Annotated in this window: 19 protein-coding genes; 14 read left to right on the top strand and 5 right to left on the bottom strand. The window is 66.6% G+C overall.

Going from position 1 to position 18,849, the window contains the following annotated elements:
• Positions 1 to 193 precede the first annotated feature (193 nt).
• Positions 194 to 970 (bottom strand): enoyl-CoA hydratase, encoded by a 777-nt coding sequence (locus tag ACTRWB_RS33055; RefSeq protein WP_129513627.1) that lies wholly within the window; start codon positions 968 to 970, stop codon positions 194 to 196.
• Between the two features lie 129 nt (positions 971 to 1,099).
• Here ACTRWB_RS33055 and paaN point away from each other — a divergent pair, with 129 nt between their 5' ends.
• From paaN to paaK, 5 genes are all read left to right on the top strand, one after another.
• Positions 1,100 to 2,806: a phenylacetic acid degradation protein PaaN gene (paaN, locus tag ACTRWB_RS33060; RefSeq protein WP_446904378.1), complete on the top strand. Its 1,707-nt coding sequence runs from the start codon at positions 1,100 to 1,102 to the stop codon at positions 2,804 to 2,806.
• An 87-nt stretch (positions 2,807 to 2,893) separates the two neighbouring features.
• Positions 2,894 to 4,096 carry a 3-oxoadipyl-CoA thiolase gene (pcaF, locus tag ACTRWB_RS33065; RefSeq protein WP_446904379.1) on the top strand — a complete coding sequence of 401 codons (1,203 nt, stop codon included), beginning with the start codon at positions 2,894 to 2,896 and terminating at the stop codon, positions 4,094 to 4,096.
• A 45-nt stretch (positions 4,097 to 4,141) separates the two neighbouring features.
• Positions 4,142 to 4,933: a 2-(1,2-epoxy-1,2-dihydrophenyl)acetyl-CoA isomerase PaaG gene (paaG, locus tag ACTRWB_RS33070; RefSeq protein ID WP_446904380.1), complete on the top strand. Its 792-nt coding sequence runs from the start codon at positions 4,142 to 4,144 to the stop codon at positions 4,931 to 4,933.
• 1 nt (position 4,934) lies between these two features.
• Positions 4,935 to 5,387: a hydroxyphenylacetyl-CoA thioesterase PaaI gene (paaI, locus tag ACTRWB_RS33075; protein WP_048249737.1), complete on the top strand. Its 453-nt coding sequence runs from the start codon at positions 4,935 to 4,937 to the stop codon at positions 5,385 to 5,387.
• A gap of 38 nt (positions 5,388 to 5,425) precedes the next feature.
• Positions 5,426 to 6,724 (top strand): phenylacetate--CoA ligase PaaK, encoded by a 1,299-nt coding sequence (paaK, locus tag ACTRWB_RS33080; protein ID WP_129513623.1) that lies wholly within the window; start codon positions 5,426 to 5,428, stop codon positions 6,722 to 6,724.
• Positions 6,725 to 6,915: 191 nt separating this feature from the next.
• Here paaK and mltA read toward each other — a convergent pair whose 3' ends face one another.
• A complete protein-coding gene (gene mltA / locus ACTRWB_RS33085) occupies positions 6,916 to 8,040 on the bottom strand; it encodes a murein transglycosylase A (protein WP_446904381.1) in 1,125 nt (374 codons plus the stop codon).
• Positions 8,041 to 8,068: 28 nt separating this feature from the next.
• On the opposite strand from mltA, the gene ACTRWB_RS33090 reads away from it, so the two are divergent.
• On the top strand, positions 8,069 to 8,212 hold the full coding sequence (locus tag ACTRWB_RS33090) for a hypothetical protein (protein ID WP_446904382.1): 144 nt from the start codon (positions 8,069 to 8,071) through the stop codon (positions 8,210 to 8,212).
• Positions 8,213 to 8,231: 19 nt separating this feature from the next.
• Here the strand turns inward: ACTRWB_RS33090 and apaG are convergent, their stop codons facing one another.
• Positions 8,232 to 8,606: a Co2+/Mg2+ efflux protein ApaG gene (apaG, locus tag ACTRWB_RS33095; protein WP_048249739.1), complete on the bottom strand. Its 375-nt coding sequence runs from the start codon at positions 8,604 to 8,606 to the stop codon at positions 8,232 to 8,234.
• A gap of 182 nt (positions 8,607 to 8,788) precedes the next feature.
• On the opposite strand from apaG, the gene rpe reads away from it, so the two are divergent.
• From rpe to ACTRWB_RS33135, 8 genes are all read left to right on the top strand, one after another.
• Complete coding sequence (gene rpe, locus ACTRWB_RS33100) at positions 8,789 to 9,475, top strand: ribulose-phosphate 3-epimerase (protein ID WP_129513621.1); 687 nt, start codon at positions 8,789 to 8,791, stop codon at positions 9,473 to 9,475.
• 4 nt (positions 9,476 to 9,479) lie between these two features.
• Positions 9,480 to 10,244, top strand: coding sequence for a phosphoglycolate phosphatase (locus ACTRWB_RS33105; protein ID WP_446904383.1), 765 nt, complete (start codon positions 9,480 to 9,482; stop codon positions 10,242 to 10,244).
• Between the two features lie 358 nt (positions 10,245 to 10,602).
• Entirely contained in the window at positions 10,603 to 12,096 is a 1,494-nt protein-coding gene (gene trpE, locus ACTRWB_RS33110) for an anthranilate synthase component I (protein WP_129513619.1), read from the top strand.
• 13 nt (positions 12,097 to 12,109) lie between these two features.
• A complete protein-coding gene (locus ACTRWB_RS33115) occupies positions 12,110 to 12,700 on the top strand; it encodes an aminodeoxychorismate/anthranilate synthase component II (protein ID WP_048249743.1) in 591 nt (196 codons plus the stop codon).
• 13 nt (positions 12,701 to 12,713) lie between these two features.
• Positions 12,714 to 13,745, top strand: coding sequence for an anthranilate phosphoribosyltransferase (trpD, locus tag ACTRWB_RS33120; protein ID WP_048249744.1), 1,032 nt, complete (start codon positions 12,714 to 12,716; stop codon positions 13,743 to 13,745).
• 29 nt (positions 13,746 to 13,774) lie between these two features.
• Positions 13,775 to 14,560 carry an indole-3-glycerol phosphate synthase TrpC gene (gene trpC, locus ACTRWB_RS33125; protein WP_129513618.1) on the top strand — a complete coding sequence of 262 codons (786 nt, stop codon included), beginning with the start codon at positions 13,775 to 13,777 and terminating at the stop codon, positions 14,558 to 14,560.
• Positions 14,560 to 15,186 (top strand): CYTH domain-containing protein, encoded by a 627-nt coding sequence (locus ACTRWB_RS33130; protein WP_129513617.1) that lies wholly within the window; start codon positions 14,560 to 14,562, stop codon positions 15,184 to 15,186. Before trpC ends, ACTRWB_RS33130 begins: the two co-directional genes overlap by 1 nt.
• 13 nt (positions 15,187 to 15,199) lie before the next feature.
• On the top strand, positions 15,200 to 16,099 hold the full coding sequence (locus ACTRWB_RS33135) for a uracil-DNA glycosylase (RefSeq protein WP_446904384.1): 900 nt from the start codon (positions 15,200 to 15,202) through the stop codon (positions 16,097 to 16,099).
• A gap of 110 nt (positions 16,100 to 16,209) precedes the next feature.
• On the opposite strand, the gene ACTRWB_RS33140 is transcribed toward ACTRWB_RS33135, so the two are convergent.
• Together ACTRWB_RS33140 and ACTRWB_RS33145 are read right to left on the bottom strand one after the other, a co-directional pair.
• Positions 16,210 to 16,806, bottom strand: coding sequence for an FMN-dependent NADH-azoreductase (locus ACTRWB_RS33140; protein WP_193097562.1), 597 nt, complete (start codon positions 16,804 to 16,806; stop codon positions 16,210 to 16,212).
• A gap of 147 nt (positions 16,807 to 16,953) precedes the next feature.
• Positions 16,954 to 18,753: a M61 family metallopeptidase gene (locus ACTRWB_RS33145; RefSeq protein WP_446904385.1), complete on the bottom strand. Its 1,800-nt coding sequence runs from the start codon at positions 18,751 to 18,753 to the stop codon at positions 16,954 to 16,956.
• Positions 18,754 to 18,849 lie beyond the last annotated feature (96 nt).

Raw genomic sequence — 18,849 nt, forward strand, 5'->3', positions numbered from 1 at the left:
GCCGTGTTTCCGTTAGCGCGAAAGAGGCGTGATTCTATGCACCCCGCCCCGTTCGCGCAAGCCCCTTTGTGAAGAAAGTTTGAAAAAGCCTCCGTGCGCTGCCGCGCACGGAGGCTCTTGATAGAAAGGACCGGGCAATCATGCCGGCAATCGGTACCAACCCGTCGCCGACACCCGCTGCGGTGCAGCCCAATCAGCGGTTCTTGAACGCCGGCTTCCGTTTCTCGACGAATGCCGCCATCCCTTCCTTCTGGTCTTCGGTCGCGAACAGTGAGTGGAACAACCGGCGCTCGAAGTGGACGCCTTCGGCCAGCGTCGTCTCGTACGCGCGGTTCACCGACTCCTTGACCATCATGACCGCCGGCAGCGAAAACTCGGCGATCGTCGTCGCGGCGGCAATCGCCTCGTCGAGCAGCTTGTCGGCCGGCAGCACGCGCGACACGAGCCCCGCGCGCTCCGCTTCGGCGGCGTCCATGAAACGCGCGGTCAGGCACATGTCCATCGCCTTCGCCTTCGACACCGCACGAGGCAGACGCTGGGTGCCGCCCGCACCCGGCATGATGCCCAGCTTGATTTCCGGCTGGCCGAACTTGGCGGTGTCCGCCGCGAAGATGATGTCGCACATCATCGCGAGCTCGCAGCCGCCGCCCAGCGCAAAGCCCGCGACCGCCGCAATGATCGGCTTGCGGATCTCGCGGACCGTCTCCCAGTTGCGCGTGATGTAGTCGCCCCGGTAAACATCCATATAGGAGTAGGTCGCCATCATGCCGATGTCCGCGCCGGCCGCAAACGCCTTCTCGCTCCCGGTCACGACGATGGCGCCGATGTCGTCGTCCGCGTCGAATGCCTTCAGCGCGTCGCCCAACTCATCCATCAGCGCATCGTTCAGCGCATTCAGCGCCTTCGGACGGTTCAGCGTAACCAGCCCGACACGCCCCCGGGTCTCCACCAGGATGTTCTCGTAAGCCATCTATTTCTCCTCGATCAATGAAATGAGAAACGCCTCGCACATGCGAATAATTTGATGCTACCATTCTCCGACCAACCGGTCGGTTAATTAATCGATCCAATCCCTCTCAACGTTCATCAGGCTGCCGCCATGACCCACGCACTGTTCACGAAGCACGAAGACACGCTGAAGCACGCACTCGCCGCCATCGAGAGCCGCGGGTACTGGAGCCCGTTCGCCGAAATGCCGAGTCCCAAAGTGTACGGGGAAAGCGCGAGCGCCGACGGCGAAGCCGCGTTCAAGTCGCACCTCGACAAGACGTTCGCACTCGACCAGCCGGCGTCCGGCGAAACGGTCGGCGCGGAGCGCTCGCCGTACGGCATCGCACTGGGCATCCGGTATCCGAAATCGACGCCCGACGCCCTGATCGCCGCCGCGGCCGCCGCGCAACGCACGTGGCGCGAAGCCGGCCCGAGCGCATGGGTCGGCGTCAGCCTCGAAATCCTCGCGCGCCTGAACCGGGCGAGCTTCGAGATCGCCTACAGCGTGATGCACACCACCGGGCAGGCCTTCATGATGGCGTTCCAGGCCGGCGGCCCGCACGCGCAGGATCGCGCGCTCGAGGCAGTTGCCTATGCATGGGACGAACTGCGCCGCATCCCGGCTGAAGCGCACTGGGAAAAGCCGCAAGGCAAGAACCCGCCGCTCGCGATGCACAAGCGTTACACGGTCGTCCCGCGCGGCACGGGGCTCGTGCTCGGCTGCTGCACGTTCCCGACCTGGAACGGCTACCCGGGCCTGTTCGCCGATCTGGCAACCGGTAACACCGTGATCGTCAAACCGCATCCGGGCGCGATCCTGCCGCTCGCGATCACGGTGCGGATCGCTCGTGACGTCCTGCGCGAAGCCGGATTCGATCCGAACGTCGTCACGCTCCTCGCGACCGAGCCCAACGACGGCGCCCTCGTTCAGGACCTCGCGCTGCGCCCCGAGATCAAGCTGATCGACTTCACCGGCAGCACGCAGAACGGCACGTGGCTCGAACGCCATGCCCATCAGGCACAGGTCTATACCGAGAAGGCAGGCGTCAACCAGATCGTGATCGACTCGACCGACGACCTGAAGGCCGCCGCCAAGAACATCGCGTTCTCGCTGGCGCTGTACTCCGGCCAGATGTGCACGGCCCCGCAAAACATCTACGTGCCGCGCGACGGCATCCGCACGGCGGACGGCCATGCGAGCTTCGACGAAGTCGCGCAGGCAATCGCCGTTTCCGTGCAAAAGCTCACCGGCGACCCGGCACGCTCGGTCGAACTGATCGGCGCAATCCAGAACGATGGCGTGACCGCACGCATCGACGGCGCCCGCCAGCTCGGCCGCGTGCTCGCCGACAGCCTGACACTCCAGCACCCCGCATTCCCCGATGCTCGCGTGCGCACGCCGCTCGTGCTGCAACTCGACGTGGCCGATCGCGAGAAATTCACGCAGGAGTGGTTCGGCCCGATCTCGTTCGTGATCGCGACCGACTCGACCGCGCAGTCGCTCGATCTCGCCGGCGAAATCGCGGCGGAACATGGCGCGCTGACCCTCTCCGTCTACAGCACCGATGAAGCAATCCTCGACGCCGCACACGACGCAGCGGTGCGCGGCGGTGTCGCACTGTCGATCAATCTGACGGGCGGCGTGTTCGTGAACCAGTCGGCCGCCTTCTCCGACTTCCACGGCACGGGCGCGAATCCGGCAGCCAACGCGGCGCTGGCCGACCCGGCGTTCGTCGCCAACCGGTTCCGTGTGGTGCAAAGCCGCGTCCATGTTGCCCCGAAGGCGGTACCTGCGGAAGCTGGCCAACCGGCATAACCCGAATGGCCGACGTGCAAACGCCGCCACGTTCTCTACCATGAACGAATCCGCCACCCGGCGGGTTCGTTGCTCATCGATACGCCCATGACAGACGCCTACATCTGCGATGCGATTCGCACCCCCATCGGCCGCTACGGCGGCGCCCTGAAAGACGTCCGTGCCGACGACCTGGGTGCGGTGCCGCTCAAGGCGCTGATCGAGCGCAACCTCGACGTCGACTGGACGGCAATCGATGACGTGATCTACGGCTGCGCGAACCAGGCCGGCGAAGACAACCGCAACGTCGCGCGCATGTCGGCGCTGCTCGCGGGCCTGCCGACCGCCGTGCCGGGCACGACGCTGAACCGGCTGTGCGGCTCCGGGATGGACGCGGTCGGCACGGCTGCGCGCGCGATCAAGGCGGGCGAGGCGCGCCTGATGATCGCGGGCGGCGTCGAGAGCATGACGCGCGCACCGTTCGTGATGGGCAAGGCCGCGAGCGCGTTCGCGCGCCAGGCCGACATCTTCGATACGACGATCGGCTGGCGTTTCGTCAATCCGCTGATGAAACAACTGCACGGCGTCGATTCGATGCCGGAGACGGCCGAGAACGTCGCGGTCGACTACAACATCAGCCGTGCCGACCAGGACCTGTTCGCACTGCGCAGCCAGCAGAAGGCCGCGCGTGCGCAGCAAGACGGCACGCTCGCCGAGGAAATCGTGTCGGTCTCGATTGCCCAGAAGAAGGGCGATCCGGTGATCGTGTCGCGCGACGAACATCCGCGCGAGACGTCGCTCGAAGCGCTCGCGAAGCTGAAGGGCGTCGTGCGTGCGGATGGTTCGGTGACGGCCGGCAACGCATCGGGCGTCAACGACGGCGCGTGCGCGCTGCTGCTTGCCAATGCGCAGGCAGCCGACCAGTATGGCCTGCGCCGCCGCGCGCGCGTCATCGGCATGGCGACCGCCGGCGTGGAGCCGCGCGTGATGGGTATCGGGCCCGCGCCGGCCACGCAAAAACTGCTGCGCCAGCTCGGCATGACCATCGACCAGTTCGACGTGATCGAGCTGAACGAGGCGTTTGCGTCGCAGGGTCTCGCGGTGCTGCGCATGCTCGGCGTGGCCGACGATGATCCGCGCGTGAACCCGAACGGCGGTGCGATTGCACTGGGCCATCCGCTCGGCGCATCGGGCGCCCGGCTCATCACCACGGCGCTCTATCAACTCGAGCGTACAGGCGGCCGCTTTGCGCTCTGTACGATGTGTATCGGCGTCGGCCAGGGCATCGCACTCGCGATCGAACGCGTGTAACCGCCGCGCCGCGCGCCTATAACGAAGTCATGAAGGAGACACTGCATGTCCTATCAGGCGATCCAGCTGGATATCGATCAGGCCGCGTGCGTGGCCACGATTACCCTCAACCGCCCCGACAAGCTCAACAGCTTCACGCGGGCGATGCATCGCGAACTGCAGTCGGCACTCGATGAAGTCGAGGCGGCCGGCGCACGCGCGCTGATTCTGACGGGTGCGGGGCGCGGCTTCTGCGCGGGCCAGGACCTGGCCGACCTCGACTTCACGCCGGGGGCATCCACCGATCTCGGCACGCTGATCGACGAGCACTTCAATCCGCTGATCCGCCGCTTGCAGCGCCTGCCGATTCCGGTGATCGCCGCCGTCAACGGCACGGCGGCCGGCGCCGGCGCAAATCTCGCGCTTGCATGCGATCTCGTGTTCGCCGCACGCTCGAGCAGTTTCATCCAGGCCTTCGTCAAGATCGGGCTCGTACCCGATTCGGGCGGCACGTGGTTCCTGCCGCAACGCGTCGGCATGGCACGCGCGCTGGGGCTCGCGCTGACCGGAGACAAGCTCGGCGCCGAACAGGCCGAGCAATGGGGCCTGATCTGGCGCGCGGTCGACGACGACGCACTCGTCGCGTCGGCCCGCCAGCTCGCGACCCAGCTCGCGCAACAGCCAACGCTCGCGATCGCATCGATCAAGCAATCGATGCGCGACAGCGTCACGAACACGCTCGACCAGCAGCTCGACCTGGAACGCGACCTGCAGCGCAAGCTTGGCCAGTCGCACGACTATGCGGAAGGCGTGAAGGCATTCATCGAGAAGCGGGCGCCTCGCTTCGAGGGGCGTTGACATGACGAACGCCACCGCCACGCTCGACCCCGATTCGCTCGCCCGCGCCACCGCGCAGGCCATGTACGACGCGGACGCATGCAGCCGCGCGTTCGGCATGGAAATCGCCGAAGTACGCGCCGGTTACGCACGCCTGCAGATGCGCGTGCGGCCCGAATTCCTGAACGGGCACCAGACCTGCCATGGCGGAATCATCTTCACGCTCGCCGATTCGACGTTCGCGTTCGCGTGCAACTCGTACAACCTGAACACGGTCGCGGCCGGCTGCTCGATCGAATTCCTGCGCCCCGTGCACGGCAACGACGTGTTGACCGCCGAGGCGATCGAACAGGCGCGCGCCGGCCGCCACGGCATCTACGACATCCGCGTCACGAACCAGACCGGCGAAACCGTCGCGATGTTTCGCGGCAAATCCGCCCAGATCAAGGGCACGGTCATCCCGGAAGACCGCTGACGCCGACGGCTCGCACATAACAAGTACTGGAGACATGCATGACTACCCCGCTACCGCTCGAGCCGATCGAGACCGCCTCACGCGACGAGCTGACCGCGCTGCAGCTCGAACGCCTCAAGTGGTCGCTCCGGCATGCGTATGACCACTCCCCCGTCTATCGTCGCAAGTTCGACGATGCGGGCGTCCATCCCGACGACCTGAAGACGCTCGCCGACCTGTCGCGCTTCCCGTTCACGACCAAGAGCGACCTGCGCGACAGTTACCCGTTCGGGATGTTCGCGGTGCCGCAGGACCAGATCTCGCGCATCCACGCGTCATCGGGCACGACCGGCAAGCCGACAGTCGTCGGCTATACGGCTGGCGACATCGACACGTGGGCGAATCTCGTCGCACGCTCGATCCGCGCCGCCGGCGCACGCCGCGGCGACAAGGTGCACGTCAGCTACGGCTACGGCTTGTTCACGGGCGGGCTCGGCGCGCACTACGGCGCCGAACGCGCGGGACTGACCGTGATCCCGTTCGGCGGCGGCCAGACCGAGAAGCAGGTACAACTGATCCAGGATTTCCGGCCCGACATCATCATGGTGACGCCGAGCTACATGCTGTCGATCGCCGACGAAATCGAGCGCCAGGGCCTCGATCCCGTGCAGAGTTCGCTGCGCATCGGCATCTTCGGCGCGGAACCATGGACCAATGACATGCGCGTCGCGATCGAACAGCGAATGGGCATCGACGCGGTCGACATCTACGGGCTGTCGGAAGTGATGGGCCCCGGCGTCGCGTCCGAATGCGTCGAGACCAAGGATGGCCCGACCATCTGGGAAGACCACTTCTATCCGGAAATCATCGATCCCGAAACCGGCGAAGTGCTGCCGGACGGCGAACTCGGCGAACTCGTGTTCACGTCGCTGACGAAGGAAGCGTTGCCGATCGTCCGCTACCGGACACGCGACCTCACGCGCCTGTTGCCCGGCACCGCTCGTACGATGCGCCGGATGGAAAAAATCACCGGCCGCTCGGACGACATGATGATCGTGCGCGGCGTCAACGTGTTCCCGACGCAAATCGAGGAGCAGTTGCTCAAGCAACGCGCGCTCGCGCCGCACTATCAGATCGTGCTGACGAAGGAAGGCCCGCTCGACGTGCTGACGCTCAACGTCGAGCCGTGCCCCGAGACCGCGCCGGATACGGCGGCGATCCACGCGGCGAAACAGGCGCTCGCTTACGACATCAAGTCGCTGATCGGCGTAACGGCCGTGATCAACGTGCTGCCCGTGAACGGGATCGAGCGATCCGTCGGCAAGGCCCGCCGCGTCATCGACAAGCGCAAGGGCTGACGCAACGCGCCACGCACGGCGCGTCGGCCGCGCGACGCGGCAATCCCGCTGCGCCAAAAAAGAAACAGCCCGATCGGCCAAAACCGATCGGGCTGTTTCGTCTCAGGCACGGCCCGTCGCATCACGTCACATCAAGCACGTCGGATGAAACACCGGCGCCGCTGCGCTCGGGCAGCCGGCACCGCCGTGCATCACGAATTCGGGAACAGCAGCCACATCCGGCCGACCTGCTTCATCCGGCCGGCCTGGTCGCCTGCGTCGTCACCGAGCCCCCAGAAATAGTCGGCCCGCACGCCGCCCTTGATCGCGGAGCCCGTATCCTGCGCGAACACGAGCCGGTTCATCGGCGTATTCGTCAGCGGACGCGTGGTCTGCAGGAACACGGGCGTGCCGAGCGGGATCGACGACGGATCGACCGCGATCGAACGCTCCGGCGTCAGCGGCACGCCAAGCGCGCCGATCGGGCCGTCCGCGCCGCCGTGCGGCGCGTCTTCCTTGGTCGGCATGTCGCGGAAGAACACGAACCGCGGATTCGTGTCGAGCAATGCGTCGACGCGGTTCGGGTTCGCCTTCGCCCACGCCTTGATGCCCTGCATCGTCGCCTGCGCGGGCGTCAGCTCGCCGCGATCGAGCAGCCACTTGCCGATCGAGCGGTACGGCTGGTTGTTGGTGCCGCCAAAGCCGACCCGCATCACCGAACCATCGTCGAGCAGCACGCGCCCCGAGCCCTGCACCTGCAGGAAAAACGCCTCGATCGGATCGTCGACCCATACGAGCTCGTTGCCGTTCAGGATGCCGGCGCGCTCGAGCTGCGATCGCGCCGGCAGCGCGGAGCCCGCGCGATAACCGGCCGGCCAGCGATAGAGCGCGTACTGATACGGGCCGCGGCGCACCCGCGAACCATGCAGCAGCGGCTCGTAATAGCCGGTCACGAGCCCGTCGAGCGTGCCATCGGTGTTCGCGAGCTGGAACGGCGTGAAATACGCTTCGAAGAAAGCGCGCGAGCTGCTGACGTCGAGCTCGTCGAGCCGGTCGGCGGCCGCGCAAGCGCGCTGCCAGGCCGGCTGGCGCGCGAGTCGCACGCAGTTCTGCCGCAGCGCGGCCGTCGCGCCGAGCAGCGAATCGTCCTGCCAGCCCGGCACCTGCTGCCACGCGACCGGCGTGAGCCGCTTCGCGGCAACCTGCCCCGGCACGATCGCCGTGCCGGTCGGCGGCTTCAGCGCAGACGTCCGCGTCGGCGCGCCACCGCACGCGGCAAGGAGCGCCGCCGCCGCGGCCGCCGCAATCCAGCCGGCCAACCGGGGCCCAAACCACATACAATGTTCGTTCTTGATGGAAACCGCCATGTCAGATTTTCTCGACCAATATCCGATGCTCATCTTCGCGCTCGAAGCCTTCGTAGCGCTTGCCCTGCTGATCTTCATCGTCGTCTGGACGTCGTCGGGAAGAAAGAGGCACGCCCGCAACAACGACCGCCAGCCACGCTGACGCGCTCCGGACACTCGGCTCAATGCAGCGTGCGCGGCATGTGCAGCGCGAACTCGTCGACCGGCGCGTCGAAACGCTCGCCGTCCTCCGCCACGCAGAAGTACGCGCCACGCATCGTACCGACCGGCGTCGCAATCACGGCCCAGCTCGTGTATTCAAACTGCTCGCCCGGCTGCAGCAGCGGCTGGTGCCCGACGACGCCGAGCCCCTTCACTTCCTGCACGTGGCTCTCGCTGTCCGTGATGATCCAGTGACGCGCGATCAGTTGCGCCGCGACCTGCCCCGTGTTGCGGATCGTCAGCGTGTACGCGAATGCGTATTGACGTCGATCGGGGTCGGATTGTTCCGGCAAGTAACTGGTTTTCACCGAAACGGTGAACTGATACTGACTCATGATGGTTCCGCTGGAGTGTGACTGCCCGTGCCGGCATGGGCGACGGGGCCGCGGACGCGCCGCTTTGGTTCGGCATTCTGCTTGATGCGGAATCGGGCTGCAACCGCACGGCCCGCCGCCGCGCCCCGGCCGCCGGGCGGTAGAATGTCGGTTTTGCGCCGCAACGTCCCCGTTCCCCTGCCATGACCCAATTCCGCATCGCTCCCAGCATCCTGTCGGCCGATTTCGCACGGCTCGGCGAAGAAGTCCGCAACGTCGTCGCCGCCGGCGCCGACTGGATCCACTTCGACGTGATGGACAACCATTATGTGCCGAACCTGACGATCGGCCCGCTCGTGTGCGAAGCGATCCGCCCGCACGTGCAGGTGCCGATCGACGTGCACCTGATGGTGCGCCCGGTCGACCGGATCGTGCCCGATTTCGCGAAGGCCGGTGCGAACCTGATCAGCTTCCATCCGGAAGGCTCCGATCACATCGACCGCACGCTGTCGCTGATCCGTGACCACGGCTGCAAGGCCGGCCTCGTGTTCAACCCGGCCACGCCGCTGAACTACCTCGACCACGTGATGGACCGCCTCGACTTCGTGCTGCTGATGTCGGTCAACCCCGGCTTCGGCGGCCAGTCGTTCATTCCGGAAACGCTGAACAAGCTGCGCGAAGCCCGCGCGCGCATCGACGCCTACACCGAGCGCACGGGCCGCGAGATTCTGCTCGAGGTCGACGGTGGCGTGAAAACCGACAACATCGCGGAAATCGCGGCGGCCGGCGCCGACACCTTCGTCGCGGGCTCGGCGATCTTCGGCAAGCCCGACTACCGCAAGGTGATCGACGAGATGCGCGCCGCGCTCGCCACCGTCAAGCAGAGCTGACGCCATGGCCGAGTCGCCGCTCGCCGGGCACGCGCCGGCCGGGGCCGCAACGGACGCCGCCCCGATCCGCTTCGCCGCGCCGCGCATCGACGCGGCGCTGATCGATCTCGACGGCACGATGGTCGACACGGCCGACGATTTCACGGCCGGCCTGAACGGGATGCTCGCGCAACTCGACGCGCCGGCCACGTCGCGCGACGAGGTGATCGGCTACGTCGGCAAGGGCTCCGAACACCTGATCCAGAGCGTGCTGAAGCCGCGCTTCTCCTCCGACGAAGCGCATGCGCGCTTCGACGACGCGCTGGCGATCTACCAGGCCGAATACGCGAAGATCAACGGCCGCCACACGCGCCTCTATCCGGAGGTCGTGGCCGGTCTCGACGCGCTACGCGCGGCCGGCATCCGGCTCGCGTGCGTGACGAACAAGCCGCACCGCTTCGCGGTCGAGCTGCTCGAGCAATACGGGCTGGCTGATTGCTTCGGCATCGTGCTCGGCGGCGACAGCGTCGCACGCAAGAAGCCCGACCCGCTGCCGATGCTGACGGCCTGCGACGCGCTCGGTGTCGCGCCGGACGCGGCGGTCGCGATCGGCGACTCGGAAAACGACGCGCTGGCAGGCCGCGCGGCCGGGATGGCGACGCTGACGGTGCCGTACGGCTACAACCACGGCAAGGCTATACAAACGATAAATTCGGATGGTATAGTCGATTCGTTGCTGGTCGCAGCCCGCGCGATCTCCGCGCACAACGCCGGCCGGCCAACCCTCTGATTATTTCTTCCATCCGCATGTTTCTGAATAAAAAACGGAGTCTGAGCAGCATCGACCGGGGAGCCTGGCCCTGGCGTCGCTGGTCGCGCTAACCTCTTCGATGAGGTACGCTGAAGCACGTCTTCAGCGCCGTTTTTTATCTCGCTGCGCATCCGCGCGCCGATCGTCGCACCACCTCGAGTTCCACCGTGTCCGAACGCTTGCGTTCAGGATCGGTCGCAGGCTCGCGACGTTCACGCCCGGAGTGCCGGCCGGCAACAGGCACTTCTCGATCGACCGCCCTTTCGCCGACGGCAGCCCGCGCAGCGTCAAGTGATCCCTGGCGCACGCCGCCGCTCGTCCCGAACAGGACCGGAACATGACCGAACTCGAATTCCAATCGCTTGCGAACGAAGGCTACAACCGCATCCCGCTGATCGCGGAAGCCCTCGCCGATCTCGAAACGCCGCTGTCGCTCTACCTGAAGCTGGCCCAACCCGAACGCGCGGGCGCCAACTCGTTCCTGCTCGAATCAGTGGTCGGTGGCGAACGCTTCGGCCGCTACTCGTTCATCGGCCTGCCCGCACGCACGCTCATCCGCACTCGCAACGGCGTGTCGGAAGTCGTGCGCGACGGCCAGGTGGTCGAGACGCATGACGGCGACCCGTTCGAATTCATCGAATCGTTCCAGGCGCGCTTCAAGGTGGCGCAGCGCCCGGGCCTGCCGCGCTTCTGCGGCGGCCTCGCCGGTTATTTCGGCTACGACGCGGTGCGCTACATCGAGAAGAAACTCGCGAACACCGCGCCGCGCGACGATCTCGGCCTGCCCGACATCCAGCTGCTGCTGACCGAGGAAGTCGCGGTGATCGACAACCTCGCCGGCAAGCTGTACCTGATCATCTACGCAGACCCGGGCCAGCCGGAGGCGTACGCGAAGGCGAAACACCGCCTGCGCGAACTGAAGCAGCGCCTGCGCACGACCGTGCAGCCGCCCGTCACGTCGGCGAGCGTGCGCACCGAGACGTTCCGCGAGTTCAAGAAGGAAGACTATCTGGCCGCCGTGCGCCAGGCGAAGGAATACATCGCGGCCGGCGAACTGATGCAGATCCAGGTCGGCCAGCGGCTAACGAAGCCGTACCGCGACAATCCGCTGTCGCTGTATCGCGCGCTGCGTTCGCTGAATCCGTCGCCGTACATGTATTACTACAACTTCGGCGATTTCCACGTGGTCGGCGCGTCGCCGGAAATCCTCGTACGCCAGGAAAAGCGTGGCGAAGACCAGATCGTCACGATTCGCCCGCTCGCCGGCACGCGCCCGCGCGGCAACACGCCCGAGCGCGACGCGGAACTCGCGACCGAACTGCTCAACGATCCGAAGGAGATCGCCGAGCACGTGATGCTGATCGACCTCGCGCGCAACGACGTCGGCCGCATCGCGGAAATCGGCTCGGTGCAGGTGACCGACAAGATGGTCATCGAGAAGTACTCGCACGTGCAGCACATCGTCAGCTCGGTCGAAGGCAAGCTGAAGCCGGGCATGACGAACTACGACGTGCTGCGCGCGACGTTCCCGGCCGGCACGCTGTCCGGCGCGCCCAAGGTGCGCGCGATGGAGCTGATCGACGAACTCGAGCCGATCAAGCGCGGGCTGTACGGCGGTGCGGTCGGCTACCTGTCGTTCTCGGGCGAGATGGATCTCGCGATCGCGATCCGCACGGGCCTGATCCACAACGGCAACCTGTATGTGCAAGCGGCGGCCGGCGTCGTTGCAGATTCGGTGCCCGAATCCGAATGGCAAGAGACCGAGAACAAGGCGCGCGCGGTGCTGCGTGCGGCCGAACAGGTCCAGGACGGCCTCGATAGCGACTTCTGACCGGAGACTGACCATGCTGCTCATGATCGACAACTACGACTCGTTCACCTACAACCTGGTCCAGTACTTCGGCGAACTGGGCGAGGACGTACGTACGTACCGCAACGACGAAATCACGCTCGACGAAATCGCGCGCCTGAATCCCGACGCGATCTGCCTGTCGCCGGGCCCGAGCAACCCGCAGCACGCGGGCATCACGCTCGACGTGTTGCGCGAATTTTCGGGCAAGAAACCGATCCTCGGCGTCTGCCTCGGCCACCAGGCGATCGGCGAAGCATTCGGCGGCCGCGTCGTGCGCGCGGCGACCATCATGCACGGCAAGGTAAGCCGGATCGAAACCGACTGCCGCGGCGTGTTCGCCGACCTGCCGAAGCATTTCGACGTCACGCGCTACCACTCGCTCGCGATCGAGCGCGAGTCGCTGCCCGACTGCCTCGAGGTGTCCGCATGGACCGACGACGGCGAAATCATGGGCGTGCGCCACAAGACGCTGCCGGTCGAAGGCGTGCAGTTCCACCCGGAATCGATCCTGTCCGAGCATGGCCATGCGCTGCTCGAGAATTTCCTGAAGCAGGTTCGCGCCGCGGCCGCGCACGCCGCCTGACCGGAGCCTCACGATGACGATTACCCCGCAGGAAGCGCTGCAGCGCACGATCGAGCACCGCGAGATCTTCCACGACGAGATGCTGCACCTGATGCGGCTCATCATGCGCGGCGACATGTCGCCCGTGATGGCCGCCGCGATCATCACCGGGCTGCGCGTGAAGAAGGAGACGATCGGCGAGATCGCCGCCGCCGCGACCGTGATGCGCGAATTCGCGAACCACGTCGAGGTGCAGGACAACTCGAACTTCGTCGACATCGTCGGCACCGGCGGCGACGGCTCGCACACGTTCAATATCTCGACCGCGTCGATGTTCGTCACGGCGGCGGCCGGCGCGAAGGTCGCGAAGCACGGCAACCGCGGCGTGTCGAGCAAGTCCGGCAGTGCCGACGTGCTCGAGGCGCTCGGCGTGAACATCGACCTGCAATCCGACCAGGTGGCCGCGTCGATCGCCGAAACGGGCATGGGCTTCATGTTCGCGCCGAACCATCACCCGGCGATGAAGAACATCGCGGCCGTGCGCCGCGAGCTCGGCGTGCGCACGATCTTCAACATCCTCGGCCCGCTGACCAATCCGGCCGGCGCGCCGAACCAGTTGATGGGCGTGTTCCACCCCGACCTCGTCGGCATCCAGGTGCGCGTGATGCAACGCCTCGGCGCGCAGCACGTGCTCGTCGTGTACGGCAAGGACGGGATGGATGAGGTATCGCTCGGCGCCGCGACGCTCGTCGGCGAATTGCGCGACGGCAAGGTGCACGAATACGAAATCCATCCGGAGGACTTCGGCCTGCAGATGGTGTCGAACCGCACGCTGAAGGTGGAAAATGCCGACGAATCGCGCACGATGCTGCTCGGTGCGCTGGACAACCAGCCGGGCGTCGCGCGCGAGATCGTCACGCTGAACTCGGGCACCGCGCTCTATGCGGCGAACGTCGCCGAATCGATCGCGGACGGCATCCAGCTCGCCCGCGAAGCGATCGCGAGCGGCAAGGCGCGCGCGAAGGTCGACGAACTCGTGCGCTTCACGCAGCAGTTCAAGCGCTGACTCCCTTTACGAATCAAGCAGGAACCCACATGAGCGACATTCTCGACCGAATCATTGCCGTCAAGCGCGAAGAAGTCGCGGCGGCCATGCGCAGCACGCCGCTCGAGGCATTGAAACTGGAAGCATCCGCGCGCGACCTGCGCGACTTCGTCGGCGCGCTGCGTGCGAAGCACGCGGCCGGCAACGCTGCCGTGATCGCCGAAATCAAGAAGGCAAGCCCGTCGAAGGGCGTGCTGCGCGAGCATTTCGTGCCGGCCGACATCGCGCGCTCGTATGCGGCGCACGGCGCCGCGTGCCTGTCGGTGCTGACCGACGAGCAATTCTTCCAGGGCAGCGTTCGTTACCTCGAAGAGGCGCGCGCGGCCTGCACGCTGCCGGTGCTGCGCAAGGACTTCATCGTCGATGCGTACCAGATCCTCGAAGCGCGCGCGATGGGCGCCGACGCGATCCTGCTGATCGCCGCCGCGCTCGACACGCCGCTGATGCAGGACCTCGAGGCGTATGCGCACTCGCTCGGCCTCGCCGTGCTGGTCGAAGTGCACGACCGCAACGAGATGGAACAGGCGCTGACGCTCAAGACGCCGCTGCTCGGCATCAACAACCGCAACCTGCGCACGTTCGAGACGTCGATCCAGACGTCGCTCGACATGCTCGACATGATTCCGCAGGACCGGATCGTCGTGACCGAATCGGGCATCCTGTCGCGCACCGACGTCGACACGATGCGCGCGGCGAACGTCAACACGTTCCTCGTCGGCGAAGCATTCATGCGCGCCGACCAGCCGGGCGAGGAACTCGCGCGGATGTTCTTCTGATGGCGATCGAAAAGGAAATCAAGCTCGCGCTGCCGGCCGGCCAGGCCGACGACGCGCGGCACTTCTTCGAGACGCTGACCGGCGAACCCGGTCACGACATCGCGCTCGCGAACGTCTATTACGACACGCCCGATCTCGCGCTGGCCCGCTCGAAGAGCGCGGTGCGCGTGCGCCGCGCGCCGCATGGCTGGTTGCAGACCTTCAAGACGGTCGGCAGCGCGGAAGGCGGCCTGCATCGCCGCCACGAATGGGAACTGCCCGTCGCCGGCGACGCGCTCGAGATCGATGCGCTCGTCGCGGCCTGCGACGTGCCGGAAGCCGCCGCCGCGCTGAATGACGCGGCCGGCGCGCTGCACGCGCTGTTCCGCACGGATTTTTCGCGTACGCTGTGGCGCATCGCAATCGGCGGCGCAACCGTCGAAGCCGCGGTGGACCTCGGCGAGATCGTCGTCCAGGCGGAACACGAAACGCGCCGCGAACCGATCAGCGAAATCGAACTCGAACTGATCGACGGCCCGGAAGCGGCGCTCGCGACGCTCGCCGGCGAACTGCAGCAGGCGCTGCCGGGCCTCGCTCCCGAAAACATCAGCAAGGCGCAGCGTGGCTATCGGCTGCGCGCGCAATAAACCCGCATCACGCATGGCAACCCGCAAGACTTCCCGCGCGCCGCAACAGGCGTCGCTATTCGATGATCCCGTGCCGGAAACGGCACCGGCCGAAACCCCGTCCCCGGCTTCCGCGTCGCCCGCGGCCGGCCGCAAGCCCGCAAAGAAAGCCGCTGCCCCGGCCGCCGCGGCGCCGCAGCCTGCTGCCGCCGACGTTCCGCACCTCGCCGCGCAATTCGACGCGCTGCCGGCCGTCTGGCGCGACGTGCTGAAACCCTTCACCGACAGCGACGCATACGCGCCGCTGTGCCGCTTCGTCGACGACGAGCGTGCGGCCGGCAAGACGGTCTACCCGACCGACGTGTTCCGCGCACTGCGCCTGACGAGCCCGGACGACGTGAAGGTCGTGATCCTCGGCCAGGACCCGTACCACGGCGACGATCGCGGCACGCCGCAGGCACACGGCCTGGCGTTCTCGGTGCCGCCGGCCGTCCGCACGCCGCCGTCGCTGCGCAACATCTTCAAGGAAATCGCCGCGAACTTCGGTCACGAAACGCCGCGCCACGGTTGCCTCGACACCTGGGCGCGCCAGGGCGTGCTGCTGCTCAACACCGTGCTGACGGTCGAGCGCGGCGCGGCCGCGAGCCACGCGAAGCGCGGCTGGGAGCAATGCACGGACACGCTGATCCGCGAACTCGCCGGCCGCCATCGCGGGCTCGTCTTCATGCTGTGGGGTGCGCACGCTCAGGCGAAGCGCGCGCTGTTCGACGCGAGCGCGCATTGCGTGCTCGAGGCACCGCATCCGTCGCCGCTGTCCGCACACCGCGGCTTCCTCGGCTGCCGCCATTTCGCGCTCGCGAACGACTATCTGGTCGAAGCCAGCCGCGAACCGATCGACTGGCGCCTGCCGGAAGTGGCCGAAACGCTCGCGTAACGGCCAAGCCGGTTGTTTCGCCGGCCGGCATGCAAAAACGCCGCGCCCCTTCGGGGACGCGGCGTTTTTTTATCGGACGATCCAGCGGGTGCGTCGCACCCGCGTCGACCTTACGCAGCGGCGATCGCTTCGCGTGCGCTGGCCAGCGCGGCGCTCTGCGCATCCGGCCCGAGGTTCAGGCCTTCCGCGAAGATGAAGCTCACGTCGGTCATGCCGACGAAGCCGAGGAACGTGCGCAGGTACGGCGTCTGGCTATCGTTCGGCGTACCGGCGTACTTGCCGCCGCGAGCCGTCACCACGTGAACCTTCTTGCCCTTGATCAGGCCTTCCGGACCATTCTCGGTGTAGCGGAACGTGACGCCTGCACGGGCGATCCAGTCGAAGTACGTCTTCAGTTGCGACGAGATGCCGAAGTTGTACATCGGCGCGCCGATCACGATGGTGTCGGCGGCTTGCAGTTCGGCGATCAGCGCATCGCTCTTAGCGACGATCGCATTCTGCTCCGCGGTGCGGTTCTCGGCCGGCGTGAAAAACGCGCCGAGCACCGATTCGTCGAGGTGCGGCAGCGCATCGGCCAGCAGATCGCGAACCACGACCTTCGCGCCGGGGTTCGATTGTTGCAGCTTTGCCGTCAGTTCGTTGGCCAGCAGCGTGGATTGCGCGCCTTGCGAACGCGCCGCGGAATTGATTTGCAGAATGGTCGTCATGTCATGCTCCGGTTGGGTTGCGCTTCGGTAGCGCGAGTGACGCCATTGTGCGTGGCCACATGAGCGCGAAAAAGCGGGTTCAGGGCGACGGATTGTTGCAACAGCAGAACAATTACAGATCGCGCCCCGATTCCCGCCTTCGCGTCGTCAACCCTTCAGCCAAGCTTCGCGGGCCTTGAGCGATGCCGCCGGCTTGGCAGCGGCCGTCAGCCGGTAACGCGTCACTTCCGGACCGTCGAGCTTCAGCTTTGCGGTGCGCAGCTCGTCGCGGCGGAATGCGTGAACCTCGACCTTGTCGCCCGGCCGGTAGCGCGCGAGCAGCGCGTCGAGGTTCGTGCCCGTGACGCGCAGCCCGTCGACCGCGATCAGCGTGTCGCCGGCAGACAGCCCCGCGCGATGCGCGGCGCCACCTTCGTACACGGCCGCGAACGTGCAGTCCGCGCCGCCGCGCAGGCGCGCGCCGATCGTCGGTTTCGCGGCCGCGCCGATCGCGACATCGGGCGCGAGCGTCACGCCGAACGGCGCGAGCAACTCGGCGAGCGGCAGGTCACGCGTGCCGTGCACCGCGTCGGCGAACAGGCGGCCGAGCGCGACACCCGTCGCCTCTTCGATCAGCGCCTCGACTTCGTTTTCCTCGACGCCTGCCTGCTTGCCGCGGTAGAAATCGCGGCCGTAGCGTTGCCACAGCAGACGCATCACGTCGTCGAGCGACTTCCGGTTGCGCGTCTGCGCACGGATCGCGAGGTCGAATGCGAGCGCGACGAGCGAACCCTTCGTGTAGTAGCTGACGATCGCGTTGGTCGCATTCTCGTCCTGCCGGTAGTACTTGATCCACGCGTCGAACGAGCTTTCCGCGACGCTCTGCTTGAGCCGGCCCGTGCCGCGCAGCACGCCGCCGACCGTGCGGCCGAGCGCCGCGAAATATTCGTCCTGCGACATCAGCCCGCTGCGCACCAGCATCAGGTCGTCGTAATACGACGTGAAGCCTTCGAACAGCCACAACAGCGACGTGTAGTTCTCGCGCGTCAGGTCGTACGGCACGAACGCCGCCGGCTTGATGCGCTTCACGTTCCACGTGTGGAAGTACTCGTGGCTGCAGAGGCCGAGGTACGTGCGATAACCTTCCGTCGTTTCGGGCCGCCCCTTCACCGGCAGGTCGGTCCGGTTGCAGATCAGCGCGGTCGACGCGCGATGCTCGAGGCCGCCGTAGCCATCGCTGACCGCGAGCGTCATGAACACATAGCGGTCCATCGGCGCCTTCTTCGATTTCGGCTCGAACAGCGCGATCTGCGCTTCGCACACGCGCTTCAGGTCGGTACGCAGCCGCTCCAGGTCGAGCTGCGTCACGCGCCCCGCGACCACGATGTCGTGCGGCACGCCGTGCGCGTCGAACGTCGCGAGCGCGAATTCGCCGATCGTCACCGGATGGTCGGTGAGCTCGTCGTAGTTCGACGCGCGATACGCGCCGAAGCCGTAGCGCTTCGTGCCGCGCACCTCGGGCAGCGCGGTGCCGACGCGCCACGTGCGGAACGCCGCGCCGGCCGGTTTCGCGATGTCGACTTCGCACGGCACATCCTCGCGGCCGGCGACGCTCAGGAACACGGCCGTCGCGTTGAAGAAACCGCCCGATTCATCGAGATACGCGGAGCGCACCGACAGGTCCCACGCATACACGTCGTAGCGCAGCGTCAGCGCGCCGTTCACGGGCGCGGCCTGCCACGTGTGCTTGTCGGTTTTCGCGATCCGCACCTTGCGGCCCGCGTCGTTGAACGCGCCGAGCGTCACGATGTTGCGCGCGAACTCGCGCACGAGATAGCTGCCCGGAATCCACACCGGCAGCGAGAAGCGCTGGCCTTCGGGATCGGGATCGGCGACCGTCACCGTCACCTCGAACAGGTGCGCGGCAAGATCTTTCGGGACAATCGAATAGCGGATCGGCTGGGTCATCGTGGCAATCGGTCGAATACGGCGGCGAAAACGAAGAGAGGCGCCGGCAGATAATGCGGGCGCCCCTCGCTGGCCGGGCCATGCGGCCCGGCGTGT

Source organism: Burkholderia sp. YIM B11467, assembly GCF_052952715.1.

What these genes read in the sequence shown, in the direction of transcription:
- trpD (WP_048249744.1), top strand. Translation starts at nt 12,714, where the DNA reads ATGACGATTACCCCGCAGGAAGCGCTGCAGCGCACGATCGAGCACCGC.
- ACTRWB_RS33145 (WP_446904385.1), bottom strand. Translation starts at nt 18,753, where the DNA reads ATGACCCAGCCGATCCGCTATTCGATTGTCCCGAAAGATCTTGCCGCG.
- paaN (WP_446904378.1), top strand. Translation starts at nt 1,100, where the DNA reads ATGACCCACGCACTGTTCACGAAGCACGAAGACACGCTGAAGCACGCA.
- ACTRWB_RS33105 (WP_446904383.1), top strand. Translation starts at nt 9,480, where the DNA reads ATGGCCGAGTCGCCGCTCGCCGGGCACGCGCCGGCCGGGGCCGCAACG.
- ACTRWB_RS33140 (WP_193097562.1), bottom strand. Translation starts at nt 16,806, where the DNA reads ATGACGACCATTCTGCAAATCAATTCCGCGGCGCGTTCGCAAGGCGCG.
- ACTRWB_RS33055 (WP_129513627.1), bottom strand. Translation starts at nt 970, where the DNA reads ATGGCTTACGAGAACATCCTGGTGGAGACCCGGGGGCGTGTCGGGCTG.
- rpe (WP_129513621.1), top strand. Translation starts at nt 8,789, where the DNA reads ATGACCCAATTCCGCATCGCTCCCAGCATCCTGTCGGCCGATTTCGCA.
- apaG (WP_048249739.1), bottom strand. Translation starts at nt 8,606, where the DNA reads ATGAGTCAGTATCAGTTCACCGTTTCGGTGAAAACCAGTTACTTGCCG.
- ACTRWB_RS33130 (WP_129513617.1), top strand. Translation starts at nt 14,560, where the DNA reads ATGGCGATCGAAAAGGAAATCAAGCTCGCGCTGCCGGCCGGCCAGGCC.
- ACTRWB_RS33090 (WP_446904382.1), top strand. Translation starts at nt 8,069, where the DNA reads ATGTCAGATTTTCTCGACCAATATCCGATGCTCATCTTCGCGCTCGAA.
- ACTRWB_RS33115 (WP_048249743.1), top strand. Translation starts at nt 12,110, where the DNA reads ATGCTGCTCATGATCGACAACTACGACTCGTTCACCTACAACCTGGTC.
- paaI (WP_048249737.1), top strand. Translation starts at nt 4,935, where the DNA reads ATGACGAACGCCACCGCCACGCTCGACCCCGATTCGCTCGCCCGCGCC.
- paaK (WP_129513623.1), top strand. Translation starts at nt 5,426, where the DNA reads ATGACTACCCCGCTACCGCTCGAGCCGATCGAGACCGCCTCACGCGAC.
- trpE (WP_129513619.1), top strand. Translation starts at nt 10,603, where the DNA reads ATGACCGAACTCGAATTCCAATCGCTTGCGAACGAAGGCTACAACCGC.
- trpC (WP_129513618.1), top strand. Translation starts at nt 13,775, where the DNA reads ATGAGCGACATTCTCGACCGAATCATTGCCGTCAAGCGCGAAGAAGTC.
- paaG (WP_446904380.1), top strand. Translation starts at nt 4,142, where the DNA reads ATGTCCTATCAGGCGATCCAGCTGGATATCGATCAGGCCGCGTGCGTG.
- ACTRWB_RS33135 (WP_446904384.1), top strand. Translation starts at nt 15,200, where the DNA reads ATGGCAACCCGCAAGACTTCCCGCGCGCCGCAACAGGCGTCGCTATTC.
- mltA (WP_446904381.1), bottom strand. Translation starts at nt 8,040, where the DNA reads ATGTGGTTTGGGCCCCGGTTGGCCGGCTGGATTGCGGCGGCCGCGGCG.
- pcaF (WP_446904379.1), top strand. Translation starts at nt 2,894, where the DNA reads ATGACAGACGCCTACATCTGCGATGCGATTCGCACCCCCATCGGCCGC.